This is a genomic window from Pseudomonas sp. MSSRFD41, assembly GCF_014230245.1.
Taxonomy (GTDB): Bacteria; Pseudomonadota; Gammaproteobacteria; order Pseudomonadales; family Pseudomonadaceae; genus Aquipseudomonas; species Aquipseudomonas piscis.
Genome location: NZ_JACKZK010000016.1, coordinates 19,331 through 45,097, shown reverse-complemented (window position 1 = coordinate 45,097; position 25,767 = coordinate 19,331). Strand labels below are relative to the sequence as shown.

The following is a 25,767-nucleotide window of genomic DNA, read 5'->3' as shown; positions in this document are numbered from 1 at the left end:
GTGACAGATCTTAAAGCACGACTATTAGCCCCGGGCTTCTCCCCTTCTGCTGCTACAACGGTCCTCAGCGATCCCTTAGCCGATACTCCAATCGTGGCTACCATCGATGAGGTACTGCCTTGGGAGGACAACCCAAGGACGACCCGTAACCCAAAGTATGACGAGATCAAGGAGTCGATCCGTAATCGGGGGCTGGACACACCTCCACCCGTAACTCGTCGACCAGGTGAGGAGAAGTATCGGATCCGCAACGGCGGTAATACGCGCATCTCAATTCTGAAAGAGCTCTACCAGGAAACCGGTGATGAGCAGTATTACAGGATCAATTTGCTATTCAGGCCTTGGGACCAGGCTCGAGGTGAGATCGTCATGCTCACGGGGCATCTGGCCGAGGACCTGAAAGGCGAGCTCAAATTCATCGAACGTGCAGTCGGGGTCGGCCGGGCTAAAGCTCTGTACGAGTCAGAAACAGGGGGGTCTATTGGGATCCGGGAGTTGGCTCGTCAGTTGACGAAGGATGGCTACCCGATTTCCCCATCACATATCAGTCGGATGCTCGACACTTTGCAGCATCTGCTGCCTAGCGCTCCTAACCTACTGTACTCAGGTCTTGGTTATGATCGTATTACCAAGATTCTTGCCTTGAGAAAGACCTCCTCCCTCTGCTGGAACAAGCACTACGCAGGTACTGGCGTTGACTTTGAAATGCTGTTCCAAGATGTTTTGGCTCAATTCGACGGGGAGGCAGAAGAGTTTCTGTATCAGCGCTTCCAGGATGAACTCATTGGAACAATGAAAAAGTCCCTCCCACTGGGCTATGAGGACATCCTGCTAGAAATCACTCAAGAACAAGATCACCTAAGACGCTCTACCCCAGTTGTTCAACTGCCAACCAATGACCCCGTGCCAGCCGCTGCCCCTCTGCCGTCGGCGCCGAGCGAGAAACCAGCACCCTCCCCTCAAGGATCCACTGCCCCAGGAAACAATCAACCCTCTCGCCCGAATACCAGCCAGTTGAGTTCTAGTCCAAACGAACTACCTCTTTCACCCGAGGAGATGCAGGCTCGTATAGATGGGCATATCGCCTCGCCCGTTACCCAGACGGCTCGAGTTATCGAGATGAAAAGGAAGCTGGCCGCAATCGAAGGTGAGCAGTTGCCCGACTTCAACTCTAACTGCCTTCAATCGATTCCAGTGCAAGCAGGCGGGCTCAACCCGATCAGTGACCTCTGGTACATCGAACGCGAGATTGATTCGTCGGAACAGCTCAGAAAACACATCGCACAGCTCGCGTTGGAGATTCAAGAGTCGGTGAATGCCCCAGGGCAAATTACCGAAATTCCAGCCGGCATTGGATATTCCTATAGACAGCCAACTGAGGAGTCTGAAGTCACTGCCACGGCTGTGCACACCATGACCCTCCTCCAGTCGTTAAGCGGGGCAGTTTCAATCGCATTACAAATGATCAGGGAGAATCCTGATGCGGACTTGAGCTCGTTGGAAGACTTTGAATTTGCAGCTGGCCTGGGCCAATTGCTCATCGGTCAGCCATCAACAAAAGATCTTGAGCCTCACGATCAAGGTCGCATTAACGACGGCGCTCTAGTGAAGCTTTTCAGAATCATCCGACTTGCACGCCGATTGATCGACATCGAGATCAAGCAGTCCGCGTAGGCCAGGGCCGGACAATCCGGATGGGATGAATAGGAGGGGGTCCATGACCAAGTCAACGATCAATGAGGCTGTTCTGTCTCAGCTTCTCGACCTGGTGCGCAACGGCCAGTTGCAACGTTGTAGGGAAATGGGGTTAGAACCTGAGGTGCTGGGCCAGATCCAGCACCCGACAGTGCTGAGCCTACTTCGCAATACGCCGGTCACCTGGGTAAACGTCAGCATCAACAGTTCAATGATTCAGAAGCTGCTGTCGAATGCAGCTCGGACTGAAGAAGAAGCGCGCGTTATTGAACGTGCAATTCGTTTGGGTGCGACCACCAAGTTACTCAAAAACTTCTTTGGGCTCTCGCCGCAGGAAATTGCGTTGCAGAGGGCAGTGATCGGCGTCAAAGCCCCACATGGCCGATGGCCGGCAGTATCCGAGGATCAGGAACATCAGATCTGGTATCGCTGGACTAACTTGATGAAGCAAAACCAGGTTTCGCTAGAGGACAGCCTGGCCATGCTCGATATTGCAATGCTGGTAGCGGAAGAGTTGATCGCTGACGGGTTAACACTGGCCCAGATCTGGTCCTTCATTACCCACTGGATTGAAAACCGCATCTACCCCGAGAACAACAATCGAGATCGGCAAGCGAGGCGACTTGAGCAAGGCGAACATACGCAATGAAGCTTGCTCGGTTCCCCATTTCTACGCTACTCGATTCTGCCTCGGGTCACCTCGAGGCACACCTGCTGAAAAAGAAAGCTGAAGATGTCGCTCTCAACACCGCATCACCGACTACCTACGCGGGCATTATTTTTAGTGGTAACCCGCACGAAACCGTACCGCGCAAACTCCTCCTCGATGACCGTTTAACCCCGTTGGAGCGGAATTGCTGGCAAGTGTTTCGCTTGCTCATCAATGAAGACGGCATAACCGCCTTTCCAACATATGACCAGCTTCGTCCATATCTTGGAATGACACCTAGTAAACATGCCTCACGTGAAACCGTTGCGAAGGCACTCACTGTTCTTCGGCTTACTAGGTGGTTGAGCCTTGGCCGAAAGGTACGCAACGAGATCAGCGGTCAGGTGCAGGGTAACGTTTATCTACTGCATGACGAACCAGTCACACCAGCCGAAGCCTTGGAGTTCGATAAGGACTACATGACATTGCTCATGCAGTCTAAAGAACACCAGAACAGAGCGATCCAAGAAGTCGCAGCAATGGCCTGGCGAGAGTTCACCGATGATGCTGATGTCGGCCGCCGCCTTCCCTCTCGCATCGAGACCATAAGCGATCGGCTAAACGCACAACCTTGGGCAGTAAAAAGTCAACTTGAAGCGATTCCTGCACCTGAGTTCGGAATCCGAACTCAGTCAGATATTGCCGCGTCTGGTCTGAGTTCGGATTCCGAACTCAGTGAAAACTCAGGGAAACAGACCGCTCTCCCGCTCAGTTCGGATTCCGAACTCAGTGGAAAACAGCCGAGTTCGGACTCAGTTCGGAATCCGAACTCATATAGTACGTATACAAATACAAACAAGTCTGTATCTAAAAGCTTTGTACAAGACAACGACTCCATCGGCGCGAATTGGCTCATCGCTCTCGAATCGCTGCCACCTGACACTCGAGGGAAAGTTCGAGTGATCATGCAGTCAGTACCTGAGGCATTACGCGATGCAGTGATCAACCAGTGGTCCCACAGATGCCAAGTGGGCGGACTGAGCAAGCCCTTGGCCTACCTCAAGACCCTTGCCGACAAAGCAAAACGTGGGGACTTCAACTCTGACTGGCAACCAATCGTAGCTCCAGCAGCCCCTCCCACCACTGCCCTGCCGACGGAAGTTACACCGAGCGTTCCTCCAACCCCTGAGGCGACTCAAGCTGCCCAACTGGCGCTAAGTGGCTTACAGAAACTGCTGAACATCCGCGGTAGTAGACGTCGTGGGTGAGGGCATAGCTTCGATAAGCGATTCACTACTGTCAGTGATATCACTGATCAGGTCGCTCATCGGAGCCGAGAGCAAGTGTTGTGAGCCCCAACACTTCACCAGGACCAGAATCTGCCGAGCGCTCCAGCAATGCAGTGGTGTGGGCCACACCACTCCACCAAGACCGGAATCTGCTGAACGCTCCGGTGGTGCCACTGACACCAATCCAGGCCAGCCAACGGTGCCGATCAAGTGTTGTGGGCCACAACACTCCACCAGGACCGGATTCTGCTGAGCGCTTCGGTGTTGCCAGTGACAACACTGCCAAGGATAGCCACCGGGGGCCGCCCAAGTGTTGTGGGCCACAACACTCCACCAGGACCGGATTCTGCTGAGCGCTTCGGTGTTGCCAGTGACAACACTGCCAAGGATAGCCACCGGGGGCCGCCCAAGTGTTGTGGGCCACAACACTCCACCAGGACCGGATTCTGCTGAGCGCTTCGGTGTTGCCACTGGCAACACTGCCAAGGACAGCCACTGGGGTCATCCAGATGTTGTGGGCCCCAACACCTCACCAAGACCGGAATCTGCTGAGCGCTCCGGTGTTGCCACTGGCAACACTGGTCGGGGCAACCATCGGGGGCCGCCCAAGTGTTGTGGGCCACAACACTTCGCCAGGACCGGAATCTGCCGAGCGCTCCAGTGGTGCCACTGGCACCAGTCCCCCAGTTCATCCATTGGCATCGACCAAGTGTTGTGGGCCCCAACACTTCATCAGGACCGGAATCTGCCGAGCGCTCCGGTGGTGCCACTGGCAACACTGCCAAGGACAGCCACTGGGGTCATCCAGATGTTGTGGGCCCCAACACCTCACCAAGACCGGAATCTGCTGAGCGCTCCGGTGTTGCCACTGGCAACACTGGCCGGGGCAACCATCGGCGCCTACCAGGTGTTGCGGTCCGCAACACCTCACCAGGACCGGAGTCTGCTGAGCGCTCCGGTGGTAAGGGGCGCGACACACTCACACGCTTATCCCCAAAACCAAAACACCTCGGCTATTCATTTACTACTGCACGCGCATCCTTACAAAAGCAGCATGGGCTGGCATCCCCACCTTATTCAAGGAATCCATGCCCATGGCTGACAACTTTCAGCTCAACATCGGCTCACTTCGGAGCCAGGTTCAACTGACCCTTCACACGCATCACGCTGCAAGGATCTGGCTGGGACGCCAGCAAAGCGAATCCAAGAACAGCATCCTTGGGCTCGCCGGCTTCTGCTCCAGAGTCAATCAGATGGACCGTGGTGCCAGTCAGGACGACCCATTTTCGGACTGGTGGATCATCCGGATTGAAGACAAGATCGCCGAGTCTGATGCAGCCCTGACAGAGATCGATAAGCGCCTCGATGATGTCATGGCCCAGCTACCGGCCATGATCGACATCGGCACCAACCTGTCGACTCATCCCATGAAACTGCCCCTCTTCATCTCCAACCCCCTGGGCTTCAAGTCGGTCTACCTGCTGACCAAATACGACGAGATCGTGCGCCGCATTCTGCTGGCCAAGCATGTCGGCCTTATTGGTAGACGGGATGGGGAAGTCTGGATCGATGACGGGGCTCATATCCTGCGCAGCCTGTTTGGACTGGCCCAGCAATATCGTTTCTCAGGTGCAAGCCGCGATGACTTCGCAGCCAATAACGCCCGGGCAGAGCAGGCCCGGCAGATGTACCAACGGGCCGGCGAGATCCCTCAAGACATCCTTGAAGGGACTCGCCGCTCGTCCTTCGCGCCCGAGATCCGACGTGGCCAACCGACCTTGTCCGAACGACTCGAAGCTGAGCCTTTTGATGAAGGTGAGGAATGACCCAAAGCATCGGTGGCCGCGCCTTGGGAAACCTGCAACAGGGTGCCTTCAAACCTCTGCAACAGGGTGCCTATCAGGGGCTGCAACAAGGTGCCTCACTAAAAGGCCTTTTAAAGCCCTTTAAAGGTAAGGGGGAGCTGGACCAGTTAGACGAGCAATGCACAGCACTGGAGGCAGGTTTGCGCGCTCTAGTTCATGAGGTGCTGGCCCAGGTCCGCGAACATCCATTCGCCCTTCTACCCGTTCGACTCATCGAGCAGAACACATCGGCTGGCACAACTTTCCTGCGCTGGCAAAGCGTTCAAGACCGGCGCATGGGGTTCGGTGTATGGGCGGCAATGGTTCAACACCCCAAGACACCAGCCAACTTGCTGCAGGATCTGCTTGCCCTGGAGCAACACCGAATCACATTGAATATGCAAATCAGCCTTGTCCACTTCATCGGCAAGCAGGCCGCCGAGTGCGCCGAAAAAATGGGCCAGGCCGAGGCCGTGTATACCGCTCGCCTGCAGCAGCTCACACACCACCAGAAACCATCGCAATCGGAGAGACCAGCATGACCACCCCCCATAAAGCCCCAAAAACCGTCAGTACCAATGCCAACGCAAACCCCCAAGAGGTCGCGGTGGAGTTCGTTGACGGCAAAGCCACCACCACCAGCCTGGATGTGGCCAAGCATTTTCGTAAGCGGCACGACAATGTGATGCGCGATATCAAAAACCTTGAATGCCCTGATGACTTTACACTCCTCAATTTTGAGGAGTGTTCACGACCAGGCTCTAATAACAAACCCGAGCCGTACTACCGGATGACTCGCGATGGTTTCACCCTTCTCTGCATGGGTTTTACCGGCACAGAAGCCATGCGCTGGAAGATCGCTTACCTCAACGCCTTCAACAAGATGGAGCAGGTGCTCATCGAGCAACCCGAGATCCTCAGCCATAAACATCTGCTCAACTTCGCCCTGAAAACTCTCGAGCTCATGCGACATCGTGAACTCAACCAACCACCCAGCCCCGACACCGAACAGGTGGTCATCAACTATCTGAACCTCGAGTCTCTTGACCAGGCCACGCCTGAACAGACGGAAAAAGCGATCAGTTTTTTGCAGGGGCAAATGATCGGTGAAGGTACTGCAGCCAAATCTCTTCCTGGGGTTGCAGGCACCTCAGTAGCGAAAGATCTTCTTTACGGTCTCCTTCGCTCCTCACACGACGCCGAGCTGCTCTTCAACTCGCTGTATGACAAAGGCATCGAGAAGCTCACCAGCGAGGTTTTCAAGAGTCACATGTCCGACAAGCTGGCCGAAACTTCGCGCCATGCCCGGGACCTTCTTGGTTACCTCACTCGCAACGCCCTCCGTACACCTTACTCCCCCAAATCAACACACTGAGGAAGACACCATGGGTACTCCCGTAGTCTGGGAAGGCAACATCGGCAATCCGCCGGAACACAAATCCTTCTCCAACGGCAACAACGAGCCGCGGCAACTGCTGCGGTTGAATGTGATGTTCGACAACTCGATTCCCGACGGATCCGGTGGCTTCAAGGACCGTGGTGGCTTTTGGGCGAACGTTGAATGGTGGCATCCCGATGCTGAGCGGTTTGCTCAATTGTTCAGCAAAGGCATGCGAGTCGTCGTCACTGGCCGAGCCATCATGGATACCTGGAAGGACAAAGAAACTGGGGACGATGTTTGGGCGCTTAAGGTCGAAGCGAACCGTGTGGCCATCCTGCCTCACCGGGTTAACCAGGTGACCATGACGCAATCGAACAATACCGGCCAACGGCAAAACGCCCAGCAAAACAGCAGGCCGGAACGCCAGCAGAACCCAGCCCAACAACAAGTACAACACACTGACGACCTGAGCCAATACGGCAATGGGTTTGATGACGATATTCCTGTGTGACCCCCTCGTTAATTTTGGCGCGCCATTCGTGCAGCCTCTGGTGACAAGGACGTCAATCCGTGATTATCCTTCACCGATAAACCCGCCTGTTTCACACTTGCGCCTCCAATAGGGACATTGGAGGCGTTCTTCGTGCAGCCGATGAGGCGGGAGCTTTTCACCGTTATCTCTCGACAGAACATTGGTCCCATGTCTCATAAACGAAACCCCAGCGAACCAGACCTACTGGAGCTCTATCGCAAGCTGTCAAAGGACCAGCAGGCCTTGTTGACGGACATCCTTGAGGATCGTATTGACGGGAAACTCACAGCCCTAGAGTTCGTAGACAAGCTGCGTCAGATCCCTGTGCAGGACAGCTCGGATTGAGTGTTGCGGGCCGCAACACTCCACCAAGACAGGAACTCCTGAGCGCTCCGGTGCTGGCACTGCCCCCTTGGAAAAATCCGCCGCGCACTTCGTGAAGCCACTTCGACAAGAACGGATGAGGCGTAATCAAATGCTTAACTGCATAGACTTGCCCCCCCAATGTGCATTCGGCTTCAGCAGTCGTTCGTGTGCATCGAATTTGACCTACACAATGGGTGTGCACTGACTAACAGAAATCGGCCACTAACAGCCGTTCATGACAGGCCGGTTTCGCCCAGTAGCAGCCTGTGACCGGAGGTCTCTATCGGCCGAAAGTAGCGGGCACTGTACGCTGACAAACTAAACTTATGGGCCTAGCAGGCACGGTCAGGTAGGGTTCAGGTTGATGTTGCGCTGAGCGAACCCTGAGCCTTTATGAACAGCGCGAACAGTTCAGGCTGCGACTTGATGTTGAGTTTGGCGTAGAGATGCCGTCGGTGAACCTTCACCGTCTCGGTAGAGATATCCAGCTTGCGCGCGACTTCCTTGTTTGAGCAGCCGGCCAGCATCAAGCGAACCACATCCACTTCGCGCAACGTCAGCGCTGCACCTAAGCGCTGCATGAACATCTCCATTCCAGCCTCCTGCGCCATCTGCTCGGCCACGGGCTCGGCAGGCTCTGGTTCGAAGGCCATGCGCTGGCGCATCAAGGCGATTAGCCAAGGGCGGATCAATTCCAACAGGGCGATCTGCTCGGGGGTGAAGCGGAGCTTGCTGCCCAGAGACAGGCACAGGGTGCTGTCCGCATTCAACTGAACATTGAATTGCACCTCGTCGGCGACCACGTTGTGGGTGAAGTACAGACGGTAGTAGTCGGTTTGCTCGAAACACTCGGGAGCTACTTCGGCCAGACGTACCAGGCCGCTGCCGGGGTGCTCGCGACAGGCGATGTAGAATGGGTCGAGCAGATACAGGCCCTTGAGGTAGTCGCAGTACAGCGGATCGCTGCTCTCCCCCTTATATGGGCTCTCGGCAAATACCCGGGGGCGACCCTGGCTGAACAGCAGGACGACCCAGCTGTCGGCGGGTACGTAGTCCTGCAGCAGGCGACTCAATGCCAGCCAGAAGCCTGGGTGATCAAGGCGCTCGATCAGCTGACCGACAGCGCGGTGCCACGCCAGATCCTGCAGGGTCAGCCCCATGTCTAATACTCCCTGGGTTAGCTAATCCGGGTTATATGAAATTCAAAATGAAAACACATACTTACATCTCCCCTCCGGAAAGTCTTGGTGTTTCCGGAGCCCACGCCTAATCGCATAACAACAAGGTTTGCTCATGAAACTCGAGCTCGTACAAATGGCCGGCCGCGATGGTGATACTGCCTACAACCTGCAGCGTACGCTGGAAGCCATTGCCTCCTGCCAGGACGACACCGACATTCTGATTTTTCCTGAGTCGCTGATCACCGGTTTCCCCAGTCCGCACAACATCGCCAGCCTGGCCGAGCCACTGCATGGTCCGAGCCTGAGCACGCTTCAGCAGATGGTACGCGAGCGCGATATCGCCGTGGTGGTCGGCTTGACCGAGAACGACCAAGGCCATTACTACAACACTAGCGTACTCATCACCCCGGACGGCATCGCCCTGAGCTACCGCAAGACCCACCTGTGGGTCGGTGAAGGCGAACTGGTGAAGGCCGGCGATCGCTACACCACGGTGGAGTGGCGCGGCGTGCGTATCGGCCTACTGATCTGCTACGACTGCGAGTTCCCAGAGAGCGCTCGCGCCCTCGCCGAACTGGGCGCCGAGCTACTTCTGATCACGGACGGCAACATGCAGCCCTATGGCTACATACACCGCACTGCGGTGGCCGCGCGCGCACAGGAAAACCAGGTATTCGCCGCCATGGTGAACCGGGTAGGCCCAGGTATCGACGAGCTGACCTTTGCTGGCGGTAGCACCGTGGTAGATCCCTTTGGCCACCTGCTGTTCGAGGCGGGCCAGGAAGAGTGTAGGCATAGCCTGCGTCTGGACATGACGCGCATCGCCAGCGCTCGCCAGCTTTACGACTACCAGGTCGACCGACGCTTCACCCTACCCGGCGAACACTGTCGCCATGCCGACGGCCGTCGCGAGCTGCTGATTCCCTCACGCGCCTGATCCTCAGGTCCTCGAATAAGAACACGTCAAGGAATCACCATGCATTGCAAACCTTTGCTCACCCTCAGCCTGGTCGGTTTGCTCTCCGGCCTGGGTCACGCGCAAGCAGATACGCCCAGCGTGCATCTGTATAACTGGTCCGACTTCATTGCCCCGGAAACGACTAGAGAGTTCAAGCAGGAAACCGGCATCGCCCCCATCCTCGATGTGTTCGATGACGCCGAAGTGATGGAAAGCAAGCTCATGGCCGGGCGCAGCGGCTATGACGTGGTGGTGGTGTCGGACGATCTGCTGCCCAACTTTGCTAAAGCCGGGCTGCTGCAGGAGCTGGATCGCTCGCAGCTCGCCAACTGGTCCCACCTGGCCCCGAACATGATGCGCAAACTAGAGGTCAACGATCCCGGTAACCGCTACGCGATTCCCTACATGTGGGGCACCACAGGCATCGGCTACAACATCGACAAGGTCCGCGAACTGCTCGGCAACAACGCGCCGGTCGACTCCTGGGATCTGATCTTTAAGAAGGACAACATCGCCAAGCTCAGCCAGTGCGGCGTTGCCATGCTCGATGCGCCGGTCGAGATCATCCCCATCGCCCTGCATTACCTGGGGCTGCCCAGCAACAGCAAGAACCCAGACGACTACCAGCGGGCTGAGGCGCTGCTGCACGAGATCCGTCCCTACATTCGCTATTTCAACTCTGCGAAGTTCGGCACCGACCTTGCCAATGGTGATATCTGCGTCGTGGTGGGCTGGGGTGGATCGGTCTACAGCGCCAAGCTCAACGCCGAGAACGCCCACAACGGCGTCAACCTGGCCTACAGCATCCCGCGCGAGGGCGCGCCCCTGTGGATCAACACCCTGGTGGTCCTCAAGGACAGCCCCAATCCGCAGCCTGCCTACAAATTTCTCGACTACATGCTGCGCCCTGAGATCATCGCCAAGAACTCCAACTACGTCGGCTACCCAAACGGAAATCAGGCTGCCACTGCGCTAGTTGATGAGCATTTGCGCAACGACCCAATGTTGTATCCACCGCAGTCAGTCATGGACAACCTGTTTCCCCTGGAAACTCTGCCATTGAAGCTGGAGCGTGTACGAACCCGCACTTGGAGCAGGATCAAGAACGACACTTGATGGGACAAAACAACATCTTGAGGTCTGAGTGAGCTTGCTCATCTGCTCGGTAGGTCTGATGAAAGCCTCGGCAATGCTGAGGCTTTTGTACTAGCCTTCGTAGTTCACCATCTGCGCCTGAATCTATTAGAAGCAAGCAGCAGGTGGTCGATAACCCTCGCCTTCGTTTGTCTGCTTGTGGCCGATAACTGTCCTTCGTGAAGGGCAACTATGGGGCGCCTACTGCCCTTCGCGAAGGGCAGCTATGTGTCGAGTACGGCAACACCCGACTCAATGCGGACCGTCAGCGGTCACAGGAACAGCCGCACCTACCCGTATTAACGGTGCCGTTGCGCTCGACTTCTGCTAGGGGACACTCAGTGGGCTGAATAAATTAGATGCAAACGGATGGTCAGGTGGAATGCAATTACCCAACCCAAAGGGACGCTGCGAGCAGCGCTGCCCAAGAGCGCGGTTAAATCCCTTCCTATTCAAGGACTCTTTCTCGCTAGCAACTTCGGCCTTCTACGTCTAGCTTGTGTGCATGTGGAGCGCTTGAATCAAAAAATCGCGCCACATCGCGAACCTACTGCTGGCAAGATCATTCTATTCGTAGATCGCCAGTCACGACCGTGAGGAAGCTGTGATGACTGACCAGCCTGCCCGAGTCAAAATTGACAGGCGTAAGTTCAACAATCCCCACCCCACTGTCGAAGCCGCTGGAGCAGCAGCCGCGCAGAAAGGGTTCCCTGTACATGCCTGCCCCTACAAGCACCCCGCCATGCTCAGCTCCTGGTTGAAAGGGTATAAGCGCGCCCAGCAGCTGACATTTGCGTTTAGCTGATCCACAAATTAAGCCCTCCTCAAGAACCCTTTTCACGTTGTGGGCCGTTTACCCGCAGGCAACAGTGCGTCCTGAATACGACTACGGGGACGTACATGAAGCTCATGATCATCGAAGCGCCGGGCAAGCTGAAAAAGCTGGCCCCGATGCTCAAGAAACTACGGCCGGGCGAGCATTGGGAGGTGGTCGCCAGTGGCGGCCACATACGGGATCTTCCCGAGAAGGGACACGACGACACGATGATTACTGCCGGGGTGCTCAGGGACCTGCGCCCCGTGTACACGATCAGGGACAAGAGTTCCGGCAGGATCAAGACGATGCGCGCAGCTCTTGCCCGGGCAACAGAAATCTACATCGCAACTGACCCCGATCGGGAAGGTGAAAGTATCGCTTGGCACATCCAGCAGACACTGCGGATCCGCGACTACAAGCGCATTGCCTTCAACGAGGTCACCCAATCGCGGGTGAAGGAGGCGCTGGCCAATCCGCGCAAGATTGACGCCCAGCTGGTGGCTTCCCAGGAGTGCCGGCGAGTCCTCGATAGGCTCGTTGGCTATCTGGTGACTGGTGAGCTACGGAGGGTGCTTGGACTGCCCACAACAGCAGGCAGGGTGCAGTCGGTTGCCGTTTACCTAGTGGTGTTGAGAGAGCGCGAGATCCGCAACTTCAAGGTCGTTCATCACTTTGGCGTTCGCCTGCAGTTCCAGAACCAAATGACTAGTAGCTCCTGGATGGCTGACTGGGTGACCGTTCCAGACTTCGCCTCCAAGGAACACCCGTATGTGCAGGATGGCACCCTGGCTGCACAGGTCGCCGGGGTCAGGAACGTCATTGTGGAGTCCTGCGAAGATTCCAAGGAACGCCGAGCCCCCTACCCTCCCTACATATCCTCAACCCTTCAACAAGCGGCGAGCGTTGCGTTGAAGTGGGACCCTGACAAGACCATGCAGATCGCTCAGAGGCTGTATGAACAGGGCGTGATCACCTACCACAGAACAGACAACCCGAATGTCGGTGATGATGTCATGGGTGACATCCGCGCTGTTGCACAAGCTCTTGGTATACCAGCGGTTGAGAAGCGAAGGGAGTTCAGGGCAGCGGAGGGAGCCCAACTGGGTCACCCCGCGATCGCCCCAACGATCTGGGCGGACGAGGTTGCAGGGGAAGATGATGAGCAGCGTCAGCTGTACAAGCTCATCCGGATCCGGGCTCTGGCAAGTCAGCTCGCTGATGCCATCTATGACGCCAGGATTGTGAAGCTCTTGGCGAAAGGCCCAGGTCAACGCCCTCTGCGTTTCAGTGGATCTTGTAGGACTGTTGCTTACCGCGGATGGATGCAGCTTCTGGCGGGAGACGACACGGATGAAGAAGGCGCTGAAGCAGCCAATAACGAGATCCCAAAGCTGGAGCCAAAGCAGATCTTGCCTGTGCTGAATGGCGAAGTGCTGAACCTGAAAACCAAGGCACCGCCGCGCTACACGAAAGCCAGCCTGGTCAAGGAGCTTGAGCGTCAGGGCATTGGGCGGCCGGGAACTTTCGCCTCGATCATCAAGAACATCACCAGCAGATCCCAAGTGATTGAGGAGAAGCGAAAGCTTGTACCAGGTCCGCTCGGCGAGCAGACCATTGCCCAACTCGAAGGCCGGTTTAGCTTCGTGCAGACCCAGTTCACCAGCAGCATGGAACGGGCTTTGGACAAGATTGCTGACGGCCAGAGTACCTACAACGCGGTGGTTTCCAAGTTTTACGAACACCTGCAGAGGGAACTGTCATCGCTCAAAGACGCTCCTTCACTCCGTATGCAATCAGCACGCTCGAGCGCCTCAACAACGACAGAGCCGGAACATCAGTACCTGTGCGGCAAATGCGGCAAGCACCTGGTCAGGCGACAGAAACGAGGTGAAGGCGGGTATGACTTCTGGGCGTGTTCCGGGTACCGGGATACGGGATGCAAGGTCAGCTACCCATCGATCAAAGGAAAGCCCGACCTGACTAAGGCCAGAGGGCTCTAGCCAGGAATGCCCAGGCCTTCCGTTATCCATTTCCGCTGTTTGGGTCCAATACGGACTGCGAACCTGCTCGCTCCTCGAGGAGCGAGCCCATGGAAGCACCGCAAGACACCACCCACCCTTTCGAAGCCGACCCAACCTTAAAGTGCTACTCGGCCAAGCAGGTCGCGGTAGCCAGTACCTGGGCCGAGCACTTTTGCATCCCGGCAGCACGACGCCGCCAGTTTTTGCGCGACTACCTGCGCTCTACAAGTTCAACTCGCTGCTGGACGACATCGGTTGTGCACCAGGGGCAAACGCTGGTGATCTGTCGACTCGGTAGCATGCTGCAATGGTTCGACGGTAGGTCCATAAAGGCAGCAATCATTACCAAGCAGAGTCGGATCCCGCTGAGTACGCCCTCGAGCCGAGCAGCCCTGGGCTTGGCAGGGCGGCTTGAAAATTTGAGGAGGATAAGCGCCGATGCTGTTTTGACCTCGTTCTGCAGGAGCGCTCGACATTTGGGGCAGCAGCTTGTCCAGGAGGACCTTGGTGAAACTTTTGCAGGCGTTACGCTGCAGAGCGATGAAGTGAGGGGGCCGCACAGACGTTACACCCGGCCGCGCACGAACTTCTATATGAAGCAGATTGGAAGCTCTATCAAAGCCTTCTGCTCACATCTTGACCCTGCGATTTTGTTTGCGCTTCGATCTGCTCGATGCCCTGATCCCAGGGTCTATAACTGGCTGGCCGCTGGCGATCAGACCAGACGTCTCCAAGCGCTCAAAGCTCAACCAGTCTTGATTCCACTGATAGTCATCCTGAGCTACTCCAGCGACGATTTACCCCTGTGGCCAACTCAAGTAGAACTCAAGTACGAAGCCCCACCTTGGCCCACAGTACAAGAGTTGACCCCTGCTCACGGCACAATCACTCCAGGTGCAGAAGCCAACCTCATCGGCGCAGCCGCAGACCAGGGGATCTCAATTTCTGATGTTCTGTCCTGGCTATTCAAGGCCCCCAAATCATCAATCCGCTTTCTCGGCACCTGTCGCCCTGGACACATAGGCGGTGCTCTTTCGCAGTTGCAGCGTGAGGGCCGCAATGCTGGATGGCATCACCTATTACTCGGCGCGACTGCCGGTAATAGACGGCCCCGGAACCGTTCAGACTGGAAAGTGTTCCTGGATCTTATCCAACAACTGCCTTATGAAATCCTCTTTCATGTAAGTCAGCAGAAGTTAAATCTGAATCTACTGTTCAAAGGATGCCCGACTTCCTGGAATGACTCCACTTGGCCCTATGTAATTGCAGGTATCAAGGACTACACCGAGATTTATAGAAATCTCGAACACAAGAAACTGGATGCGAGAAAAAAAGTCAGTGACTTCTTCCTTAGAAGCAATTATGCAGAGATTGCAAATAAGGTTGAATTGTTTCACCAAGACTTACCCAGAATCCGCGCCCAGATTGATAACGCACTGGGAGCCCTGGAAGAAGCCGATGAACTTTTTGAATGGCCACCATTATTGTTGAGCGGTCCTATCACCTGCCCCAACGGAATTGAAATCGTTGAACTTCTCTGTCCAAATGATTTATTTGAAGAAGAACTCAGGATGCGTCATTGCGTGGGAAGTTACGACTACTCCACATACAGGGGAGACTGCCGAATAATTTCTCTACGCCACAACAGCAACTCCCTTGCTACAGCAGAACTACGCATTGATAAAAAGACTACATCCTCATCGAAAAACCCCAGGGTTCTCTGCGCACAATTACGAGCCCACCGTAATGCACCAGTCTCAACTGGTACTCCCGCGAAAACAGCTTTTGACTGGTTTCTCACTCAACTGAACTCAGGAGCAATCACTTCCAATCTGAGCTGGCCGAACCTGACCCGAGGAATGGCTCGATATACACGCTCATCGAGACAAGAGTTGCTGGAGGAAGAGGTCGCAAATTGGGTTGACCGTCACTTGGTGGGCCGCGCATGAGCCGCCCTCGCATGATGAACAGACAGCCCGTACTCATTGAGAAAGCCGTGTTTGACGGCTATGACTTCGGGATCCAGATGCCTTTCATCGAAGGGGCAAACAAGGTGCTACTCCGTCGTGGTGGATTCTTCATCCGCCGTGGCGAACATCCGCTCAACCGACATTGGAGGATCCCCAAGAACAAACTCAACAGCGAGCTCGACCTGGTGTTCCACGAACTCATCGAGCTGGGCCAAGACCGGTTCACAGAGTCCTGGCAGAGCTTTCAAGAGAAACTGGAACAGGCTCAAGCATCTCCTCAGCGCGATGCGTTCATCTGGGGCATGCAACTGCGAATTGCGCCGCTGGCTGGAAGGGGAGTCCTGCTGTCAGGTGACTACCATCCCGGCGTCGTGGCCGTGGCCAGGCGAATGCGCGGGGTGTTTCTCGGAAAATCCACGTCCTGGCGCATCGATGCTTCCGCTGAGCTGGTTCGAAGCAACCTCATCTTGGAGCTAGGGCTCGCGGAAGAACAAATCGAGCTCCTGGATATTGTTCAGGAGCTTCTGGACGATGGTTCCGTAGCACCGGCAGAGGGTATGCCTAGGATCAGCCTAGGAGGCCCTCCACAAGAGGCTACGGAGGCTACCACCACCGAAGAGGTCTCAAATGAGATCTACCTGGCAGCCGTGTCGCCTATCGAGCGCACCGAATACTCTGCGCAGGCGATTTCCAAGGCCCTGGAGGGGTATTCCTTACTCGACCATCAACCTGCCGGCATTGCTCATCTGCTACAGCGCACAAGCGCGCTCCTGGCGGACGACATGGGATTGGGTAAAACGCGCCAAGCGGTGATTGCTGCCCACATCAGGGCCGAAGGCCTACCCATCTTAGTCGTCACCCTTTCGTCATTGCTCATCAACTGGGAGCGCGAAATCCACGCCGTATACCCCGCTGCTACGGTCGCGCAGCAGAAGTTCGCCCCTGAGGCGCAGTGGATGATCATCAACTACGAGCGCCTGGGAGACTACGTGACCGTCGCTGAGCGCTATGCCGTGATGGTGATCGATGAGGCCCACCGCCTGAAAGAACCGAGCGCGTTATGGACACGTCACGGTTTCGACATTGCAGCAAAGATCCCCAACCGCTACTTGTTGACCGGCACTCCTATCCTTAACAGAGAAACCGAACTGCACACCTTGTTGCGGCTTTCTGGGCACCCGATCGGCCAGTTACCACTCAAGGATTTCTGTGAGCAATTCTCCGGCAGCCCAGAATTTCGCCAGAATTTGCGAGCCCAACTCGGGGACTGGATGCTTCGCCGGCGCAAGGATGTTTTACCTGGTCTGAAAGGTAAGCAACGACAACTCCTGCCGGTTGCGATGAGCGATGAGGAGCGGCGCCAGTATGATGTCATCCGCCTCGAGGACAAGCCGATTTTCGCCCGGCTTGGAGCGCTGCGCTTCTATCTCGAACAGCTGAAGATCCGCATCGCGATGGATCTGCTCAGCGAGCTGGACCCAGACGACAAGGTCATCCTGTTCTGCGAATTCAAGCCAACCGTAGCCGCGTTGAAAGCACTCTGCGAAGAAGCAGGGATCGGCCACATCACTCTGGTGGGTAGCGACTCACCCGCGAAACGTCAGAAGGCAATCGACCGGTTCCAACAGGATCCAGAGTGCCGTGTGTTCATCTGCACCACATCGGCCGCCGGCACTGGAAACAACCTCACCGCAGCAAACTATGTGTTCTTCCTGGGACTACCATGGACTCCTGGTCAACAAGATCAGGCCGAAGACCGGGCCTATCGCAATGGTCAGCTGCGCATGGTCATTGTCAAAATACCGCTGATAGAGGCCAGCATTGACCAACAGTTGTGGGAACTGCTGTTAGCCAAACGCCAGGTCAGCCTTGAGCTGATCGAGCCCGAGGGCCAGCAGGAGGCAATGGCTAAAACAGTGCTCGCGGCGACTATTACAGCGTAGAGCTCCTGCTGGTACAGCTGCGTGAGGATCCAATAGATATTTTCTTTGGGCCATTATTACGTTAAGAGAGCGCTAAATTGTCAGCGATCATCAGATCAAAATAAGCGTCTTGCAAACTATGGCCATGAACTTTACTAAGGCACTCTCATCCTTTGGTAACGCATTGCGACTAATATTTATTCTTCACTAGCGTTGTATTTAGAGAGGCAACGTCGTTGTCCCCCACCGCTTAATGATTATTTGCTTAAGATGGCCATGAGCCATCTTTGCCTGGCGGGTATTTTCACCTGGGCCTAAATAGATATCCGATTTGATTTAACCACTAAATTTCGGGAGCTTGCGACCAGTGATTTAGGTGATATGCGAGCAAGCGGAAATTGTAGCAAGCGATGTAACGCCATGATTTCTCTCGATTTCCAGATGGGCAAAGTGTGGATAGTGAAACACTTTCATAAGGCTCGTAGAGGCTTAACGATATCATTACGCTACCACTATCACGCTTCAGCAGATATAACAAATGAGTATAGCGAAAAAATTTAATTCTCTTGCCCTGCTGAAATCATGGTCTACCCTCGTTAGCGTCGTTTGGAAGCGACAATTGTTAAATTCAACTGAGGAAAAGAAAATGAAAGAAGTGAAGATTGAGCCAACTTTGTTGAACCAATCCAACAGCGCATATACCAACCCATCGTTCTCCGTAGTAAAAGTTAGGGTTCCGCAGTTTCAGTTCTCCCCTCCCTCTGAAATCAACTCGAAGCTCATTAGCCGGCAGGCTGTGAAATCCCATTGACAAACCTTGAGCAGGCGCTTAGCAGAAATTGCTAGGCGCCTCTATATTACTTTACTGGTAAGTCTTTATTATGGAAACCAATGAAATAAAAAAATGGCTTTCGAGCGATATATTTATATTCTTCAAACAAGGCAAACCATATCTTTGGGATTTTAGAAACCATCGTCAATTTGAAATATCTGCAGAAGAATTTGCGAGACTGTCTGAATTTGCTGAAGGCTCGGAGATCAAACAAGATAACGTAGATCAAGCGATAACTGAGGCAGGAATATTAACCAATAGCCCGTCTAATGAGGAGGAGTGGGGTTGGGATTTTCTGGCAAGGATCTATCACATTGGTACATCACACCCGAACGCACCATCTCCCTATGAACCTTCTCAACATATAGAATACGCTAAAAGCTATTTAGATTTTTGCCAATCAATCCATGCCTCTTCTCCGGAAGTGCTAATAAAAAAAGGAGGAACAAAAAGTTTATTACCAACTCCAAATTATCAAGAGCTAATCAATGCGAGCCTATGGCACACACTAGTTAAAAGGCAAACCTGTAGAGATTTTTATGATGAAAACATTTCCCTTGAATCACTTTCAACCATCCTTGGAGGCACCCTCGGAGCAGTGGATCGAGGCGAATACGATTCACCTGTAGGAGTGCAACGTTTTGGTTATAGACGTACGTCACCTTCTGCTGGGGGACTCCAAGCTACTGAAGGTTATGTATGGGTAAGAAAAGTTAAAGATATCACTCCAGGCATTTACCACTATGTAAATGACGAACACTATTTAGAAGAGATATCCCCTCTACCTAAAGATCCGTTATCCACGCTTTTATGCAACCAGCACTGGTGCGATGATTTAGCCTTCGCCATATTTTTCGTTGCAAAATTCGATGTAATGTGGTGGAAGTACCCTCACTCTAGGGCTTATCGTCCTATGCTCATGGACATAGGACATCTATCTCAAACTTTTCAGCTACTCGCAACAGCCTTAGGTCTGCAAACATGGTTGACCGGTTATTTCCATGATAAAGAAATCAACAGTCTACTTAAATTAACAGAACCGAAGGAACAAGCAATATTTGTTGTGGGTGCTGGGCACGGTAGTGGCAGTGGTTATGATCGAACTGTTAAAAGGTTACTCGATGAAAACAGCTGAGCTAACTCCAAAAGAAACTGACAACAATTCTGGATTGAAAATCCTTAGCATGAAGGAAGGGCATGATGGGAGCATAGCTTTAATTAACAATGGAAAATTGGAGTTTGCTTTAGAGGCTGAAAAAGATAATGGATACCGATATGGCTGGGCCTCCCCTAGTACTTTTATTAAAGCATTAGAACTTTGCAATGAAACTCCAGACGTGATCGCCATGAGTGGCTGGAGTAAAGGAGCTAGCCCTGATGGGAGCCCAATCGGAGCAGGATACTCTGGTCTTGATAATCAACAAATAACAACCCAAAAATCGCTGGGTAAAGAAATCAACTTTTTCTCATCTTCCCATGAACGCTCGCACCTTTTATGCGCATATGGCATGTCCCCATTTCCCCAGGGGCAACCGTGTTACGCTCTACTTTGGGAGGGTCATTTTGGCTCATTTTATTATATCGACGAAAATATCAAAATCACCAAGCTTGGCAATATCTTAGACCACCCAGGAAATAGATTTGCATTTCTTTATGCGATTGCCGATCCACTGTTTAACCTTGGAGCGGGCCAAATACGCTTGAGCGACGCTGGGAAACTTATGGCTTTAACTGCATACAGTTCCAAGGGGCCTATCGACCCTGAAGGCCAACACATAATAAATACGCTTCTGGATGGTTCACTAGATTTTTCTTGCATTAAAAAAGATATATTCAAAGATAGCCCATACTATAACCTCGGAGTCAATAATGAACGCTTTGCAACTCTCGTCGCACACTTTTCAAATGCACTTTATGAGGTATTCTTTTCCTTCGTAAGAGGAAAAGTAAGGAGCAGCGCTCCTCTGCTTATCTCTGGCGGGTGCGGTCTTAATTGTGACTGGAACACAAAATGGATAGAGAGTAAATTATTTTCAGACGTTTTTATTCCCCCCTGCACTAATGACAGCGGTTCGGCGATAGGTACTGCCATCGACGCCCAATTCTTCTTTAGTGGAAATGCAAAAATACATTGGTCTCCCTATTCAGGAGAAGAGCCTTTACGGGACACTATAAAAGTTGAAGGGTTCACTCGGGAGACTTATAACGCTTCGCGCTTAGCCTCTTTACTCAGCAAGGGGTCAATATTTGGTTGGATTCAAGGACGCTACGAATTAGGCCCTCGAGCTCTTGGCAACCGATCACTTATTGCAGCTCCATACCCTAGGGATAACTTGGATAGACTTAATGCAATAAAGCTGAGAGAGAAATTCAGACCCATTGCCCCTGTCTGCTGTGAAGATGACATGGAAGAATATTTCAGCCCAGCATTCCCTTCTCCTTACATGCTTGAATTTAGGAAAGTAATCTCCCCTGCAATTCCAGCTGTTACTCATGCAGACAGCTCAGCCAGACCTCAATCTGTATCACATCATCAAAACCCAATGATGTATGAGCTATTAAAATCCTTTAAAGAACAGACAGGCATAGCCGTACTGTGTAACACCTCACTTAATTTCAACGGCTATGGATTTATAAATAGCCTTTCAGATCTGAGAGCCTTTGCAGTACAAAACAATCTAGATGGATTTGTTTTCGAGAACGATATTTATCTGAAGATAGAAGCATAAACATGAACAATATGAGAGCACTCCTAACCATAAATGCCCTGTCATCTCTTTCTCTCTGGATTGATTTCTTTCTTATTTTCTTGGTCCCAATTTATTTATGGAATTCTCAACCATATGAAATAGCAACTCTCGCTTTTTCATTAGGCTCAGCCTCACTATTTTTAGGACCTATAGCCGGCGTCATGCTTGATAGAATACATATTAAAACTAGTTTACTTACAGGAATTTCGTTACGCTTCGCCACTACATTAGGCTTTTTTCTGGCACCTAGCTTCGAATGGTTTTTAATAATAGCCATACTTAAAGGCCTTTCTAATATGCTATATTTCCCAACAATTTCAATATCAATAAAGCAATTGATCCCAGCAGATTCTAGAACGGATTTTTTTAGTTACTCAAGTCTACTAGACCAGATCACTAAAATTGCCACCCCACTTTTAGCTGGAATCCTCACTCTTTGGCTTCCCACGCAATCCATTTTTTTGATTTCAGCCGCACTGCTGCTCACGACCATATCTTTTCTAAAATGCATCTGGTCCAGATTAGAGCCTGCCCCATCAAATAACAAACTCACTATTAAAGGTGTTCTTATTGACCTTTCAGATGGAGCTAAAATATTTCGATCTTTAGATTTTCAGTTAAAAATAGGTTTTTTCTACTCGTTATTAACATCACTTGCTCTAGCTTGCTATGACCCTCACCTTGCATCACTCCTAACATCTCTTCAGTTCCCAGCTGTAGTGTTTTCCTTGGTAGTATCTTCGACAGCAGCTGGAGCTGTATTCGCGGCCATCGGGGTTAAGACAAAATTTATAAAACTTAATGAGATTAAGCTTCGAACTCTAGGCTTAGCCCTTTTTAGCGTAGCTATTTTAGCGGCGTGTATCACCTTATATTTCGCCCCTATTATTCATCCTGCTTATCTAATGTTTTTTTGGTTTGTAAATGGATTCGGTTACGAATTATTGATGATATCGTCCAATGTAATACTCCAAAATCTTTGCCCCGCTGCTAAACTAGGAAGAGTATCAGCATCATTCAGAAGCCTTCAGATGCTCTGCATTGTATTAGGGCCAACTCTAGGCAGCCTACTTATTTCAGCATTCAGCCGAGCCTCTCCTTTTATCTTAGCATCCGCATTAATGCTATTTGCGACAACAATAGCAATCTACTTTCAATACTTCGCAAAGCGCCTTGACAACACAGAGTCTCAAACAACTTAATTAAACATTGGGCTTTTTATCTCGGACATACTGGATGCAGCCCTGGACATCCGCGGGCGCATTTGCTTGACTCAGGAGTTGATATCCCTGAGTCACCAAATATCCTTTGACGACGGTTTTCCGAAGCCAATCGACCTGGCTCCAAAAAACACAGCCCTCTCCACAAATCATTTTCTACTGCGCCATAGTTTTTCGACTGTCATCGTGGCCCCCATCATTAAAGGGGGCCTAAATGATCAGGCAGTTGACCACTCTCTCGCTTGTCGCACTCATCGCAGGCTGTGCGAGCCAAAAGGCTGAATCACCCAAGCCGACATCCGCGTTCGATAGAAGTCGCAATCCTGAGTGGCTGTCTCCGGACCTGTATCCCAACGGTGCAGTTCCAGCGAAAGAACCCGTTGTTCGGTACGGCCGCTACACCCTGGTCAGCACCGAACCTGGTTCCAGCCAACGGGACCTCATGGCCCAGATCATCGACGTGACTATCCCCTCAGGGATGAGCCCAAGCATTCGAGATGCCATGCTCTACGTCGTGGACCGGTCGGGTTACACGCTCTGCTCACCGAGCACGCCTCACGTCAACATCCTGTACACCCGCCCTCTTCCAGCGGCCCAGTACAAGCTTGGGCCTATGACCTTGCGCAATACGCTGCAGGTTCTGGCCGGCCCTGCCTGGCAGGTTAAAGTCGATGAGGTGAATCGGCAGGTCTGCTTTGTACTGCGCCCGGGATACCAGCTACCAGATCCTGTCGCCTCATCTGCGCAGCTCTATGCCGCTAAGTCGTCGACCACACTGCCCCCGGCGCCTCCATCTGCTGACAAGGCAAGTGCCGTTGTTGTAACCGCCGTGCCTTCCGCCTCGGCAATCACAGCTGTAACGCCAACGGGTGTGCTGGGATCATCCGCCGCCACCCAAACGCTTTCCCCAGTGGTACCCGCCAAGGACGGCCCTACTATCCCTAAAGCGGTGCCCAGCGAGGCTCCGAGCTCCAGTGCTGCACCAGTTACGTCACTCGCCAGTTCCTCTGCAGAGGCTTCGAAGAAGGCCGCCCCTGCAGTTACCACTGCGCCTCAACAGTCCCCCATCCCAAAGCCGGCGCCCGTGCCAGCGAAGCCTCTGCCGGAGATCTGGACGGCCAGTACCGGATCAACTCTTCGCCAGAGCGTTGAGGCCTGGGCACAGAAGGCCAACTGGACGTTGCTGTGGGAGCCGGAGGACCTGGACTACCCCATTGCTGCTCCATTGCGCTTTGAAGGCTCGTTCGAAGAAGCAATCAAGCAGGTGTTCCCCCTCTACGACAAAGCGCCGCGCTCATTCGTAGTCGATGGCAGCGCTGCACAGCGGCTCATACATATCGCTGAGAGAAAGAAAAAATGACTCCATTGTTCCGGTTTCGCTGGGCCGCGGTCCTTGTGACCTTACCCCTGATCAGCAGCTGCGCCGTGCAGCGCGTGAACGACTCCGCGAGTCGCGCAGAGAACGAGGCGTCAACCGCTCGCCAGTACAACGGCTACCTCCAAAACCAGCAGCCCGAGCCCGCTCGAGATACCGTCATTTTCAGTGAAAAACCCTGGGTGTCGACCCAACCACTGGTGACCAAGCGTGGTCTCCCTCTGAATCTCGACAGGGACATTGCCTATCGACCGGCATCGGCGGTTTCTCTCTCTGAAGTCGCTCAGTTCATCACGCGAGAAACCGGCCTGCCGGTGGTTGTCGCACCCGATGCACTAACCCCATCCATCTTGTCCTCCCGCCCCGGCAACAGCGGCGCCGCTGCGGCTCCTCCTGCCGTCAACATGAGCAATCCGGATAACTTGGCTGCGCTGATGCCAACTGGGCTGGCAGGCAGCCTTCCTAGCGGCGCAAGAAGCTTGGAGAGTGAGTTGCTATCGGGTACACCTGGCCTGATCAGTGGAATCAAGTTCTCCGGCCCAGTCTCAGCACTGTTGAACCAGGTCACGTCTCGCTTGGGCCTTTCCTGGCACTACGACCCCCAGCTGCAGGGTGCTCGAATCACCTACTTCGACACCAGGACCTTCGACGTCTGGGCCTTTGGTGACGACCAGGTCATCGAAAGTGTCGTCAAGTCCGGGTTGATCACCTCGACAGGGAGTGGGTCTAACGGATCCAGTGGCACTTCGTCTGGCACTGGAGCATCGGGGGACTCCGGCAGTAACCAAAGCACAACGGTTCAGATCAAGACATCGCTGCTCAGCGACATCGAGAACAACATCAAAGCCATGCTCAGCACCCAGCCTGCTGGGCGGATTTTCCTCTCGCGCTCGACTGGTACGCTGACCGTAAGTGACCGTCCTGAGGTCCTCAACCGCATCGCAAGCTACCTGCAGAGTACAAACCGAAACATCACCAGGCAGGTGCTGTTCAACGTCAAGATCTTCGAAGTCAACTTCACCGATCGCGACCAGACCGCTGTCAACTGGAAAGCCGTCTACAAGTCGGTCTCAGGAAAGTGGGGGCTCTCTCTCGCCAATAAGGTCGCCGGTATCAGTACCGATGCCATCTCCGGCTCTGTCAGTATCCTCGACACGTCCAGTTCGCCTTGGGCCGGCTCCAGCGCCGTAATCCAGGCCCTTTCAGAACAGGGTCGGATCTCGGACGTTCGCTCGCCTTCCATCACCACCCTGAATTTACAGCCGGCGCCTATCCAAATTGGCAACGTAAAAAGTTACGTGGCCTCCAGCTCTACCACCACCACGGCATCGGTCGGATCCAGCACCTCTCTCACGCCTGCAACAATCACCAGTGGCTTCAACATGATGCTGCTGCCGAAGATCATCGACCGAGACAACATGTTGCTGATGATCAGCATCAGTATGAGCAGCAAGCCAACGTTCACGACGTTCACCAGCAATGGTTCCAGTGTCCAAACTGCTGACTTCGACACCAAGAACGCAGCGCCCAAGGTCCTACTGCGCTCAGGTCAGACGCTGGTTCTCACAGGCTTCGAAGAGAACACCGAGAACGCCAACAAAACAGGGGTTGGTGATGCAAGTTTCTTCGGCCTGGGTGGCAGCCGCACACGCAGTAGCGATCATTCGGCTCTCGTTGTCCTGGTGACACCTGTGGTGCTGCCTGACGACTTAGGCGCCAGTACCCAAAGCCAGCCTTCACCGGTTCCCGTCACAGCTCAGGCTATCAATACCGTCCCCTCAACCTTCTGCAGGCCTCCTATGCGTGCCTGCCATACGTTGTAAGGGCCTGA

19 protein-coding genes are annotated in these 25,767 nt (G+C 53.6%); 18 read left to right on the top strand and 1 reads right to left on the bottom strand.

Annotation, left to right across the window (positions count from 1 at the left end; translation table 11 throughout):
• From H7A76_RS22070 to H7A76_RS22040, 7 genes are all read left to right on the top strand, one after another.
• Nucleotides 1-1,674: a ParB family protein gene (locus H7A76_RS22070; protein ID WP_185700461.1), complete on the top strand. Its 1,674-nt coding sequence runs from the start codon at nucleotides 1-3 to the stop codon at nucleotides 1,672-1,674.
• Between the two features lie 43 nt (nucleotides 1,675-1,717).
• Nucleotides 1,718-2,344: a DUF2857 domain-containing protein gene (locus H7A76_RS22065; RefSeq protein ID WP_185700460.1), complete on the top strand. Its 627-nt coding sequence runs from the start codon at nucleotides 1,718-1,720 to the stop codon at nucleotides 2,342-2,344.
• Nucleotides 2,341-3,612, top strand: coding sequence for an STY4528 family pathogenicity island replication protein (locus tag H7A76_RS22060; protein WP_185700459.1), 1,272 nt, complete (start codon nucleotides 2,341-2,343; stop codon nucleotides 3,610-3,612). Before H7A76_RS22065 ends, H7A76_RS22060 begins: the two co-directional genes overlap by 4 nt.
• 1,115 nt (nucleotides 3,613-4,727) lie before the next feature.
• On the top strand, nucleotides 4,728-5,459 hold the full coding sequence (locus tag H7A76_RS22055) for a PFL_4669 family integrating conjugative element protein (RefSeq protein WP_085597419.1): 732 nt from the start codon (nucleotides 4,728-4,730) through the stop codon (nucleotides 5,457-5,459).
• Nucleotides 5,456-6,019 (top strand): DUF3158 family protein, encoded by a 564-nt coding sequence (locus H7A76_RS22050; RefSeq protein WP_185700458.1) that lies wholly within the window; start codon nucleotides 5,456-5,458, stop codon nucleotides 6,017-6,019. The genes H7A76_RS22055 and H7A76_RS22050 overlap by 4 nt, the downstream gene beginning before the upstream one ends.
• The gene (locus H7A76_RS22045) at nucleotides 6,016-6,852 is read left to right on the top strand and encodes a Rha family transcriptional regulator (protein ID WP_185700457.1); all 837 of its coding nucleotides are present in this window, start codon (nucleotides 6,016-6,018) and stop codon (nucleotides 6,850-6,852) included. Before H7A76_RS22050 ends, H7A76_RS22045 begins: the two co-directional genes overlap by 4 nt.
• A 10-nt stretch (nucleotides 6,853-6,862) precedes the next feature.
• On the top strand, nucleotides 6,863-7,369 hold the full coding sequence (locus H7A76_RS22040) for a single-stranded DNA-binding protein (protein ID WP_185700456.1): 507 nt from the start codon (nucleotides 6,863-6,865) through the stop codon (nucleotides 7,367-7,369).
• A gap of 743 nt (nucleotides 7,370-8,112) precedes the next feature.
• Here the strand turns inward: H7A76_RS22040 and H7A76_RS22035 are convergent.
• Entirely contained in the window at nucleotides 8,113-8,916 is an 804-nt protein-coding gene (locus tag H7A76_RS22035; protein ID WP_085597423.1) for a LuxR C-terminal-related transcriptional regulator, read from the bottom strand.
• 133 nt (nucleotides 8,917-9,049) lie between these two features.
• Between H7A76_RS22035 and H7A76_RS22030 the strand changes: the two genes are divergently transcribed.
• The 11 genes from H7A76_RS22030 (at nucleotide 9,050) to H7A76_RS21980 (ending at nucleotide 25,759) form a co-directional block, all read left to right on the top strand.
• The gene (locus H7A76_RS22030) at nucleotides 9,050-9,874 is read left to right on the top strand and encodes a carbon-nitrogen hydrolase family protein (protein WP_185700455.1); all 825 of its coding nucleotides are present in this window, start codon (nucleotides 9,050-9,052) and stop codon (nucleotides 9,872-9,874) included.
• Between the two features lie 39 nt (nucleotides 9,875-9,913).
• Nucleotides 9,914-11,011, top strand: coding sequence for a polyamine ABC transporter substrate-binding protein (locus H7A76_RS22025; protein WP_185700454.1), 1,098 nt, complete (start codon nucleotides 9,914-9,916; stop codon nucleotides 11,009-11,011).
• Between the two features lie 625 nt (nucleotides 11,012-11,636).
• Nucleotides 11,637-11,834: a CrpP family ICE-associated protein gene (locus H7A76_RS22020; RefSeq protein WP_041774418.1), complete on the top strand. Its 198-nt coding sequence runs from the start codon at nucleotides 11,637-11,639 to the stop codon at nucleotides 11,832-11,834.
• A gap of 95 nt (nucleotides 11,835-11,929) precedes the next feature.
• Complete coding sequence (locus H7A76_RS22015; protein WP_185700453.1) at nucleotides 11,930-13,846, top strand: DNA topoisomerase; 1,917 nt, start codon at nucleotides 11,930-11,932, stop codon at nucleotides 13,844-13,846.
• 89 nt (nucleotides 13,847-13,935) lie between these two features.
• Entirely contained in the window at nucleotides 13,936-15,816 is a 1,881-nt protein-coding gene (locus H7A76_RS22010; RefSeq protein WP_185700452.1) for a PcfJ domain-containing protein, read from the top strand.
• On the top strand, nucleotides 15,813-17,780 hold the full coding sequence (locus H7A76_RS22005) for a DEAD/DEAH box helicase (protein ID WP_185700451.1): 1,968 nt from the start codon (nucleotides 15,813-15,815) through the stop codon (nucleotides 17,778-17,780). The genes H7A76_RS22010 and H7A76_RS22005 overlap by 4 nt, the downstream gene beginning before the upstream one ends.
• Before the next feature lie 860 nt (nucleotides 17,781-18,640).
• Entirely contained in the window at nucleotides 18,641-19,726 is a 1,086-nt protein-coding gene (locus H7A76_RS22000; protein ID WP_185700450.1) for a SagB/ThcOx family dehydrogenase, read from the top strand.
• The gene (locus tag H7A76_RS21995; protein ID WP_221775333.1) at nucleotides 19,686-21,320 is read left to right on the top strand and encodes a carbamoyltransferase C-terminal domain-containing protein; all 1,635 of its coding nucleotides are present in this window, start codon (nucleotides 19,686-19,688) and stop codon (nucleotides 21,318-21,320) included. Before H7A76_RS22000 ends, H7A76_RS21995 begins: the two co-directional genes overlap by 41 nt.
• A gap of 2 nt (nucleotides 21,321-21,322) precedes the next feature.
• Nucleotides 21,323-22,543 (top strand): MFS transporter, encoded by a 1,221-nt coding sequence (locus H7A76_RS21990; protein WP_185700449.1) that lies wholly within the window; start codon nucleotides 21,323-21,325, stop codon nucleotides 22,541-22,543.
• Between the two features lie 232 nt (nucleotides 22,544-22,775).
• Nucleotides 22,776-23,921: a TcpQ domain-containing protein gene (locus tag H7A76_RS21985; RefSeq protein ID WP_185700448.1), complete on the top strand. Its 1,146-nt coding sequence runs from the start codon at nucleotides 22,776-22,778 to the stop codon at nucleotides 23,919-23,921.
• Nucleotides 23,918-25,759, top strand: a complete 1,842-nt coding sequence (locus H7A76_RS21980) for a PilN family type IVB pilus formation outer membrane protein (RefSeq protein WP_185700447.1) — start codon at nucleotides 23,918-23,920, stop codon at nucleotides 25,757-25,759. The genes H7A76_RS21985 and H7A76_RS21980 overlap by 4 nt, the downstream gene beginning before the upstream one ends.
• Nucleotides 25,760-25,767 lie beyond the last annotated feature (8 nt).

Excerpts from the sequence above, each read along its gene's own strand:
- H7A76_RS21990 (WP_185700449.1), top strand. The coding sequence starts at position 21,323 with ATGAACAATATGAGAGCACTCCTAACCATAAATGCCCTGTCATCTCTT.
- H7A76_RS22055 (WP_085597419.1), top strand. The coding sequence starts at position 4,728 with ATGGCTGACAACTTTCAGCTCAACATCGGCTCACTTCGGAGCCAGGTT.
- H7A76_RS22010 (WP_185700452.1), top strand. The coding sequence starts at position 13,936 with ATGGAAGCACCGCAAGACACCACCCACCCTTTCGAAGCCGACCCAACC.
- H7A76_RS22045 (WP_185700457.1), top strand. The coding sequence starts at position 6,016 with ATGACCACCCCCCATAAAGCCCCAAAAACCGTCAGTACCAATGCCAAC.
- H7A76_RS22025 (WP_185700454.1), top strand. The coding sequence starts at position 9,914 with ATGCATTGCAAACCTTTGCTCACCCTCAGCCTGGTCGGTTTGCTCTCC.
- H7A76_RS22060 (WP_185700459.1), top strand. The coding sequence starts at position 2,341 with ATGAAGCTTGCTCGGTTCCCCATTTCTACGCTACTCGATTCTGCCTCG.
- H7A76_RS21985 (WP_185700448.1), top strand. The coding sequence starts at position 22,776 with ATGATCAGGCAGTTGACCACTCTCTCGCTTGTCGCACTCATCGCAGGC.
- H7A76_RS21980 (WP_185700447.1), top strand. The coding sequence starts at position 23,918 with ATGACTCCATTGTTCCGGTTTCGCTGGGCCGCGGTCCTTGTGACCTTA.
- H7A76_RS22040 (WP_185700456.1), top strand. The coding sequence starts at position 6,863 with ATGGGTACTCCCGTAGTCTGGGAAGGCAACATCGGCAATCCGCCGGAA.
- H7A76_RS22000 (WP_185700450.1), top strand. The coding sequence starts at position 18,641 with ATGGAAACCAATGAAATAAAAAAATGGCTTTCGAGCGATATATTTATA.
- H7A76_RS22015 (WP_185700453.1), top strand. The coding sequence starts at position 11,930 with ATGAAGCTCATGATCATCGAAGCGCCGGGCAAGCTGAAAAAGCTGGCC.
- H7A76_RS21995 (WP_221775333.1), top strand. The coding sequence starts at position 19,686 with ATGATCGAACTGTTAAAAGGTTACTCGATGAAAACAGCTGAGCTAACT.
- H7A76_RS22020 (WP_041774418.1), top strand. The coding sequence starts at position 11,637 with ATGACTGACCAGCCTGCCCGAGTCAAAATTGACAGGCGTAAGTTCAAC.
- H7A76_RS22035 (WP_085597423.1), bottom strand. The coding sequence starts at position 8,916 with ATGGGGCTGACCCTGCAGGATCTGGCGTGGCACCGCGCTGTCGGTCAG.
- H7A76_RS22030 (WP_185700455.1), top strand. The coding sequence starts at position 9,050 with ATGAAACTCGAGCTCGTACAAATGGCCGGCCGCGATGGTGATACTGCC.
- H7A76_RS22050 (WP_185700458.1), top strand. The coding sequence starts at position 5,456 with ATGACCCAAAGCATCGGTGGCCGCGCCTTGGGAAACCTGCAACAGGGT.
- H7A76_RS22065 (WP_185700460.1), top strand. The coding sequence starts at position 1,718 with ATGACCAAGTCAACGATCAATGAGGCTGTTCTGTCTCAGCTTCTCGAC.
- H7A76_RS22005 (WP_185700451.1), top strand. The coding sequence starts at position 15,813 with ATGAGCCGCCCTCGCATGATGAACAGACAGCCCGTACTCATTGAGAAA.